Raw genomic sequence first — 8318 nt, forward strand, 5'->3', positions numbered from 1 at the left:
GATATATGCAGCGTTTTTGCTGCTTTTGAGAAATTCTTTTCCCGGACAATTGTAGTGAAATATCGAAGTTGACGAAGATCCATATATTCTCCTTTCTATAGTCTTAAACTATAGATATATTGAAATTTTGTATTGGTAATTATATATTATCTCATTTATAATTTTGAAAAAAGATATTTCGGAATTTTTTAAATAAAGGAGAAATTATGTATACAAATCCGACTTTAAATTATTGGAATGGAAGAATTGATTCCCAATCTGACATGGACAGCTTCAGGTACCACCAAAGAGTACGTTTGGCACCGATTTCGGAATTGGCCATCTCTTCCAATTCATCCAGGACCTTTGGATTGATTGGCTTCAAATGTGATGAAGGCGTCAAAAGGAATAAAGGCAGGATTGGTGCAGCAGAAGGGCCTGATCATATTAGGCAGTCATTGGCGAAATTACCCTGTCATTTACCTTCCCAAACCGAGCTGGTGGATGCTGGTGATGTAATATGTGAAGGTTCAGAGATGGAGGCCGCTCAATCCCAACTGGGTTCGGCTGTTACCCGGATATTGGAGAGTAAAGCGATTCCTATCATACTTGGCGGAGGGCATGAAACCCTGTATGGCCATTATCTTGGGATTAGGAAATCCATTGGACCAAAAGCTAGCTTGGGAATCATTAATATTGACGCTCACTTTGATATGAGGCCTTATGAAAAAGAGAGTTCATCAGGAACGATGTTTAAGCAAATTTTGGACGAAGATAAAAATTGTGGCTATTTATGTGTCGGAATTCAGAAGCAGGGGAATACGAAGGCACTGTTTGAAACTGCCGAGAGAAGTAAGGTCGATTACATATTGGAAGAAGATTTGTCATTGAATGAAATGGATGAAACTAAGCGGCGGATAAATGAATTCGCTAAGGAATATGACTACATTATTCTTACATTATGTACAGACGTTATTGATTCAGCCTACGCACCTGGGGTAAGTGCTCCATCGCCTTTTGGACTGAATCCGAAATTGGTCCGTGCCATTATCAGGCATATCGTATCGAATGAAAAGATCCTCTCCTTTGATATCTCGGAAGTGAATCCTTCGTTGGATGAAAATAATATAACCGTTACATTGGCAGCACATTTAATAAATGAGGTTTTACTTCATTTTAAATAATGAATGGCTTTCCTAAAATGCCATCTCCATAATCATCTATCTGTATTGAAGCGAAAAACCTTTTACAGCGCCTGACTGTCCATGATTCATTCATGGGCAGTCTTTTTTACGCCGCCAATTCAAGGATTCATGCTCCCGGGCTTTGTTCGACTAACCCTTTAAGGTGTAAAGGAACCTCCATGCTGCCTCTTCATTAGAAGATTAACCATGACTCTGCCAGAGTTCAATACTGATACTTGTGGATTTTTAGTTTATAATAACAACCATCTAGCCTATTGAGGGGGGATTCCATGAATGAATATAAAGTAACGGTAAGGAATGGCAGTACCTTGATTTTGTCGGAAATCATTAAAGCTGAAGATGAAAGAGAAGTCCTTGGCACCCTTTTGATTTCCAGCGAATTATTTAATCAGCCATTTACCGACATCAGGATTTTAGAACACTGATTTGTGCCTGCTTGTTCCATTTGTTACACTGTAATAAATCTTAATACGGTAGGCGATATTATGTGTGGACGTTTCACCCTTTTCACTGACATTGAAGAAATAAAAGATCGGTTTGATATACAAGGATCATTTGATGAGGAATACCAATTCAGCTACAATATTGCTCCCTCCCAATCCGTGTTATCCGTCATTAATGACGGGGCAATGAACCGACTTGGATATCTTCGGTGGGGACTCATTCCATTCTGGGCAAAAGACGAAAAAGTTGGCTATAAAATGATCAATGCCAGAGCGGAAACCATTGCAGAGAAAGCAAGCTTCAAGAATGCGTATAAGAAGAAGAGATGCTTGATAATCGCTGACTCATTTTACGAATGGAAAAAGACACCAGAAAGAAAAATACCGATGCGAATAAAAATGAAGAATCATGCTCCATTTGGAATGGCCGGTATATGGGAATCCTGGAAATCTCCCGAAGGCCTCAGCATTTACACGTGCTCCGTTATAACAACCGTTCCTAATGAGCTGATGACCAGCATTCATGATCGTATGCCTGTAATCCTTAAACCAGAAGATGAAAAAGATTGGTTGAATCCATCCATTAATGATCCTGCATATCTGCAGCAGTATTTAAAGTCATTCGACTCAGAACAAATGGAAGCTTTTGAGGTATCGACTGATGTGAACTCGACTAAAAAAAATTCACCTAATCTAATACAACAAATTTGCTGAGAGGTCATTAGACCTCTTTTTATATTAATTCCGCCCGGATAAATATCAGTGGAAGACTCATTGTACTGATTAACTGCAAACAGTAAGAAGTGCATGTGAATACTATAAAACTAAACCTTGCGAAAATAGACAAAATGCTGTACTCTTATATTTGCTTTTCAAAACGACTTCGATGTCGCTTTAACAAACACAGATGGTTACAGCAAGTTTCCAGTTTGGTACTTTTCTGACAGGTATCGTAATAGTTGATAAATTATATAATTTTGATCTTCTTATCAAGAGAGACGGAGGGACTGGCCCGAAGATGTCTCGGCAGCGGACTTAATGGGAGTGCTGTGCCAAATCCAGCAGGCTGATTTTCGCCTGAAAGATAAGGAGGGTGTTTTTTATAAATTAAAAGACCTCTTCTTGTTTTAATAGAAGGGGTCTTTTTTATGCTGACAGCTGTTTTTTTTTGCTATAGCTCCATCACTGGATAATCAAGCTCAAATTGGCGTTATTTGCGAAAACTGTTAAAAGAATAAAGGCTATGACACATGTCATGGGAAAAATAAAAAGAGGTGTACATCATGAGTGCAAACAATAAAGGGAATCCATGGGCATTGATTCCATTTGTCGTATTTTTAATTTTATTTATAGGGTCCGGAATCGTCACTAAAGATTTTTATTCATTTCCGGTGATTGTAGCCATTTCTATTGCATCAGCAGCTGCATTGGCAATGAATCGGAAAGAAAGTTTCAATCAAAAGGTTGATATTTTCTGTAAAGGTGCCGGTGACGCTAATATTATGTTAATGGTAATCATTTTCCTTTTAGCCGGCGCTTTTTCCGAAGTTGCGAATGGTATGGGGGCAGTTGAATCAACCGTGAATCTTGCCTTAGCGGTTTTTCCGCAAAATCTTTTAATGGTAGGGATATTCATTATCGCTTGTTTTATTTCCCTATCTATGGGAACGAGCATGGGAACGATTGTAGCCCTAGCACCTATCGGGGTGGGAATTAGCGAGCAAACCGATATTTCGCTTGCCCTCTCAATGGCGGCTGTTATTGGTGGTGCGATGTTTGGGGATAACCTATCCTTCATTTCAGATACGACAATCGCTGCAGTTCGAACACAGGGAACGAAAATGAAGGATAAGTTTAAGGTGAATTTTTTCATCGTTTTACCTGCGGCCATCATCACATGTGCTATCCTAGGAATATTAACGATGGGTGAACAAGCCGACATCACCCAAAATTCTTATAATTGGGTGAAGATTCTTCCATACCTTTGCGTATTGATCACTGCATTGGCAGGAGTCAATGTGTTCCTGGTCCTATCCATCGGAATCGTCCTTGCCGGAATTATCGGCTTGGCGGATGGAAGTTATCAACCGTTGGGTGTCATTCAAAAAGTTGGTGAGGGAATGGCGGGAATGTATGAAATCTCCTTCCTTGCCATTTTAATTGCAGGTATGGTTGCTGTAATCAAACATAATGGTGGCATCGATTATCTACTCCACCTCGTGACACGAAATAGCAAATCAAAAAAAGGGGCGGAATTCAGCATTGCCGGGCTTGTTGGTTTGACGAACCTTTCAACGGCAAATAACACGATTTCGATTATCATTGCCGGGCCACTTGCCAAAAACATCGCTGAAAAGTATGGGATTGATCCGCGTAAATCGGCGAGCATCCTTGACGTTTTTGCCTGTTGTATCCAAGGGGTGATTCCATATGGGGCACAGCTGCTTGTTGCAGCAGGGGTAGCAAAGATCTCTCCCATAAGCATCTTGCCGTATTCATATTACCCAATACTAATTGGACTTTGTGGAGTCGTTGCCATCTTGATTGGTTATCCACGGTTTCAGTCGGGAAATGATGAATCGAAGAAACGGACTTATTAAAAAGAGGATAATAATGAAAAAAACACCCTGAATCATTGGATACAGGGTGTTTTCTGTATGGGTGAAATCTTCCCACTTATGTCAGTATAAGTGTTCATAAAGTAATCAATTCATCTGCTAGGGATTTCTTTAATTTATGGTAAACAACTTATTTCATAACCAAAATAACTGCTTCATTCCGGTTCATATTATTAATCGTTTTGCGTGCGGCATTTGTCATGAATAGAGGACAACACCAACTAAACCAGAAAGTATAATTACATAAGCTGGGTGCCAGCGTAATTTCATTAGGGCAAATAACGATAATCCAAAAACGAGTAATAAGCTTATCGTATGCCATGAAAAGTTTGGGGCTATCATATGATTGGAAAGTGCTAAACTGATTGCTGCAAAGAGGATTAAACTGGTGACAATGGGTCTTAATCCATAAAACATGGATTGAATAACTGGATAATGATTCAATTTGCTGAAGAAGGTGGCTATAACGGTCACGAATATAATAGCAGGTAGCAAGATTCCGAGAGCGGATGATATGGCTCCTGCTAATCCAGCAGTCGAATAGCCAACGAGAATGGCACTATTGGCTGTGACAGGTCCTGGGGACATCCCGGAAATGGCGATTATATCGGTAAATTGTTGCGTCGTCATCCATCCATGCTGTGAGACTTCCGATTCTATTACGGGAATCATGGCGTATCCGCCCCCGAACGATACAAAACCGATAATAAAGAAGGTGCTAAACAACTCCCACAATTCCATCATTCTATCACACGCTTTCTTGAAAATTAGTTAGCCCTTTTTGATTTACCTATATGCCAGCACCCATGTAAGGTTCGAAATCATTTTCTTCTTTTGTCATATCTTTTCTGTCCAACTTGATATCGTATCCTGATTTTCTCTTGATGGAGATTGTCACAATACCCGCTATAGCCCCTGCCACTATAACGATCACAGGGTGAAGAAAGAAGAGGACCGGAATTCCTGCTAATAAAATACAGAAAGTTGATTTGTCTACAACAGCCGTTTTTCCTATCTTGATAGCCGCATAGGCGATGATGGCTACTATGGAAGCTCTGATCGATATGAATGCGGATTCTATCTTCGGATTATCCTGAATGAAAAAATACAAAATGCCTAGGAGCAGAACAATTAAAAAGGTAGGTAATGAAACACCGATCATGGCTGCCATTGCCCCCTTCATTCCGGCAATTCGATGGCCGATAAAGGTGGCGGAGTTAATGGCGACAGCTCCCGGTACGGACTGAGATAATGCAAAAACATCCGTAACTTCTTCGCTTTTCATCCATTTCCTCTTTTCGACCACTTCTTTTTCGATTAATGGGATCATCGCAAACCCGCCTCCGAATGTGACAGGTGCTATTTTAAAAAAGGTCCAAAATAAAAGGAAAAGAGTTTTCCATTGTCCTTTCATTGACATCAGTCACTTCCTTTGCCGCTAAGTTTAAATCTTATTACTAACATATCAAAGAAAAAGGAATGGGTAAATTGCAACAAAATCATCGGGTATAACAAAACGTTATACCTAGAAGATTTATCCGTTTTATAAAGAATGCCGCCAATAATTTAATAGCCTCACTTATTCAGGGATGCAGCACTCTTTTTTCATTTCACCATTTACCTTTATGATGCTATCATTTTAATGAACTATCTAAAAACATGGAGGTCGTTTTCTTGAAATTAGAAAATCTAAAAATGTTTTGTTTAGTGGTGGATGAAGGAAGCATAAGCCAGGCAGCGAGGTTAAGTTTCCTATCTCAACCCGCTGTAACAAGACAAATCCACCAACTGGAAAATTATTATAACACTTTGTTATTCGACCGTGAGGAAGGAAGGCTGAGAGTTACAGAGGCAGGAAAGTTGTTATACCCTTTTGCAAAAGCTATTGTAAATGACTTCAACCATTCAAAAGAAGTGATTCAGCAATCAACAGGCAAGTATAATGCAAACCTCATAGTAGGGGCATCCTTGACCATCGGTGAGTATTTGTTGCCGAGCTTGCTTGGAAGATTCAAAAAACAACAGCCTGAAATAAAAGTGACATTAACGATAAAAAATACCCCCCGGGTTCTGCAGGATCTTACAAATGATGTCATTGATTTGGCCTTGGTGGAAGGGCTTGTGGAAAACAGCGATTTTATTGTAGACAAGTTCGCCGAGGACGAATTGATATTGGTATGTCCATCCGACCACCCCTGGAAAGACAGAAAAGAAATTCAGCTTGAGGAATTGGGGAATGAAAGAATGATTTGGCGTGAATCCATTTCAGGAACACGGCTTATAGTAGAAAACATGTTAAGGGAGCATGGGGTTTTAGAAAAAATAGAAAGCTACATGGAGATTGGCAGCACACAAGCGATAAAAAGTGCGGTTGAAGCTGGACTTGGAATCAGCATTCTGCCCAGGTTGACAGTGGCCAGGGAATTGGAGCAAGGCTTTTTGCGGGAAGTGTCAATTTCCAGAATAGATATAACAAGAAATTTATGGCTAGTCAGGAAAAACAATCGTTTTAATAAAATAGGGGTGTCTAAATTTGTTCATTTTCTTCAATAAGGAGGAAAGACACTTTGGTTTACTATTACAATTTGGCAGCGTTTTCGGTTTAGTGGTTAACGATGTGCCCCGGACCACCTTACCTTGAAAAAGTCATAGAGAATTGAATAACCGCATGAAATATCATAAAAGCTCTTCTCTATCGGGAGGGGCATTTTGTAGTTGGATGTTCAGTTTACGGTTAACCGAAGTATGGAAACAAGCAGTTTATATATAAATAAAATTGAAGTTACTATTAGAAATAGGAAATATACTTAATGGTTAATTAATTATAAAATAAATTCATATTATTCTAAAAATTTTTATAATAAGAGAAAGTTTACTTCTTCAACACACGGAATATAGACCTGATATCTGCTATTCAAACGAGAAAGGGGTATGAAATGTCCAAAGTAACTTTTATTAAAGGCATTGTTTCCGTTCCCATTGTTTTTGCTATACTCGCAGGATCTTCTGTTACAAATGCTTCATCTGGTGAGCCATTGCCTGCAACATATGCAACTATTTCAGCAAATAAAGCATTTTATGAACAGTTGAATTTTAAAGACAAGGAAGATTTCAAGGATGCACATAAAGGATTCATTGCACCCTTGAATATGAATCCAATAAAAAATTCAAAAGGTGACGTAGTATGGGATAGTAATCGATATTCATTCATCAAAGAAGATCAGCAGGCAAGTAATACTGTAAACCCTAGCTTGTGGAGACAGGCACAATTACAAAATATAACAGGCTTATTTAAAGTGGTAGATGGCGTTTATCAAGTTCGGGGCCAGGATTTATCAGTGCTTTCCATTGTGGAAGGAAAAACAGGATTAATAGTTTTGGATACACTTTCTACAATTGAAACGGCCAAAGCAGCGATGGAGATTATTTTGAACATCGACCCAAAAAACCGGTAAGTGCCATTGTTATTAGTCATAGTCATGCGGATCACTTTGGTGGTATAAAAGGCATTGCTCAGTACGCTGAAAATCCAGCTAATGTGCCCATTATTGTTCCCGCAGGTTTTAATGATGAAGCTCTAAGTGAAAACATTCTTTTAGGTAATATAATGTCTCGCCGTGCAGGTTATATGTTTGGAAATCTTTTACCCGCAAATGAAAGAGGGTTTGTTACTTCTGGCATTGGCCCGGGATTAAGTAACGGAACTTTTAGCTATTTGCCTCCAACAATGGAAGTAAAGGATGATATTCAAACGGTGGAAATAGACGGAATAACTTTTAAGTTTTTATTGACGCCGGATTCAGAAGCTCCATCTGAGATGCATTATTACATCAAAGATTACAAAACTTTAGTGGTAGCCGAAAACACCGGACACACGTTACATAACATTTATACATTAAGGGGAGCTAAAACCAGAGATACCTTAAAATGGGTTAAAGCACTTGATGAAACGGTTGATCTGTTTGGAAATGAAGATATAGATGCTATGGTTACCGCTCATACATGGCCCATTTGGGGAAAGGACCATGTTCTGGAGCAGTTGGAAAGTCAGCGTGATTTGTATAAATATATTC

The 8318-nt window shown here is 39.2% G+C and carries 9 protein-coding genes, 1 pseudogene and 1 riboswitch; of the genes and pseudogenes, 7 read left to right on the forward strand and 3 right to left on the reverse strand.

Annotated features, from left to right (window positions below; genetic code table 11):
• A partial coding sequence (locus ACFVSH_RS19955) for a LysR family transcriptional regulator (RefSeq protein WP_387707481.1) occupies window positions 1-83 on the reverse strand: 83 nt, incomplete at its 3' end.
• A 123-nt stretch (window positions 84-206) separates the two neighbouring features.
• On the opposite strand from ACFVSH_RS19955, the gene hutG reads away from it, so the two are divergent.
• The 4 genes from hutG (at window position 207) to ACFVSH_RS19975 (ending at window position 4227) form a co-directional block, all read left to right on the forward strand.
• Window positions 207-1163, forward strand: coding sequence for a formimidoylglutamase (gene hutG / locus ACFVSH_RS19960; protein ID WP_387707478.1), 957 nt, complete (start codon window positions 207-209; stop codon window positions 1161-1163).
• Between the two features lie 290 nt (window positions 1164-1453).
• Window positions 1454-1609, forward strand: a complete 156-nt coding sequence (locus tag ACFVSH_RS19965) for a hypothetical protein (protein ID WP_387595764.1) — start codon at window positions 1454-1456, stop codon at window positions 1607-1609.
• Window positions 1610-1669: 60 nt separating this feature from the next.
• Window positions 1670-2341 carry an SOS response-associated peptidase gene (locus ACFVSH_RS19970; protein WP_387595767.1) on the forward strand — a complete coding sequence of 224 codons (672 nt, stop codon included), beginning with the start codon at window positions 1670-1672 and terminating at the stop codon, window positions 2339-2341.
• Window positions 2342-2610: 269 nt separating this feature from the next.
• A riboswitch (SAM riboswitch) is annotated at window positions 2611-2718 on the forward strand.
• 192 nt (window positions 2719-2910) lie between these two features.
• On the forward strand, window positions 2911-4227 hold the full coding sequence (locus ACFVSH_RS19975) for a Na+/H+ antiporter NhaC family protein (RefSeq protein ID WP_387595770.1): 1317 nt from the start codon (window positions 2911-2913) through the stop codon (window positions 4225-4227).
• Between the two features lie 216 nt (window positions 4228-4443).
• On the opposite strand, the gene ACFVSH_RS19980 is transcribed toward ACFVSH_RS19975, so the two are convergent.
• Both ACFVSH_RS19980 and ACFVSH_RS19985 read right to left on the reverse strand, forming a co-directional pair.
• The gene (locus ACFVSH_RS19980) at window positions 4444-4989 is read right to left on the reverse strand and encodes a chromate transporter (protein ID WP_387595772.1); all 546 of its coding nucleotides are present in this window, start codon (window positions 4987-4989) and stop codon (window positions 4444-4446) included.
• A gap of 46 nt (window positions 4990-5035) precedes the next feature.
• A complete protein-coding gene (locus ACFVSH_RS19985; RefSeq protein WP_387595775.1) occupies window positions 5036-5665 on the reverse strand; it encodes a chromate transporter in 630 nt (209 codons plus the stop codon).
• Window positions 5666-5919: 254 nt separating this feature from the next.
• On the opposite strand from ACFVSH_RS19985, the gene ACFVSH_RS19990 reads away from it, so the two are divergent.
• The 3 genes and pseudogenes from ACFVSH_RS19990 to ACFVSH_RS20000 form a co-directional block, all read left to right on the forward strand.
• A complete protein-coding gene (locus ACFVSH_RS19990) occupies window positions 5920-6798 on the forward strand; it encodes a LysR family transcriptional regulator (RefSeq protein ID WP_260286212.1) in 879 nt (292 codons plus the stop codon).
• A gap of 383 nt (window positions 6799-7181) precedes the next feature.
• Entirely contained in the window at window positions 7182-7700 is a 519-nt protein-coding gene (locus ACFVSH_RS19995) for a hypothetical protein (RefSeq protein ID WP_387707479.1), read from the forward strand.
• An 11-nt stretch (window positions 7701-7711) separates the two neighbouring features.
• Window positions 7712-8318: pseudogene (locus tag ACFVSH_RS20000) on the forward strand (alkyl/aryl-sulfatase); the annotation flags it as partial.

It is taken from the genome of Peribacillus sp. NPDC058002 (assembly GCF_042886655.1).
Lineage (GTDB): Bacteria > Bacillota > Bacilli > Bacillales > DSM-1321 > Peribacillus > Peribacillus aracenensis.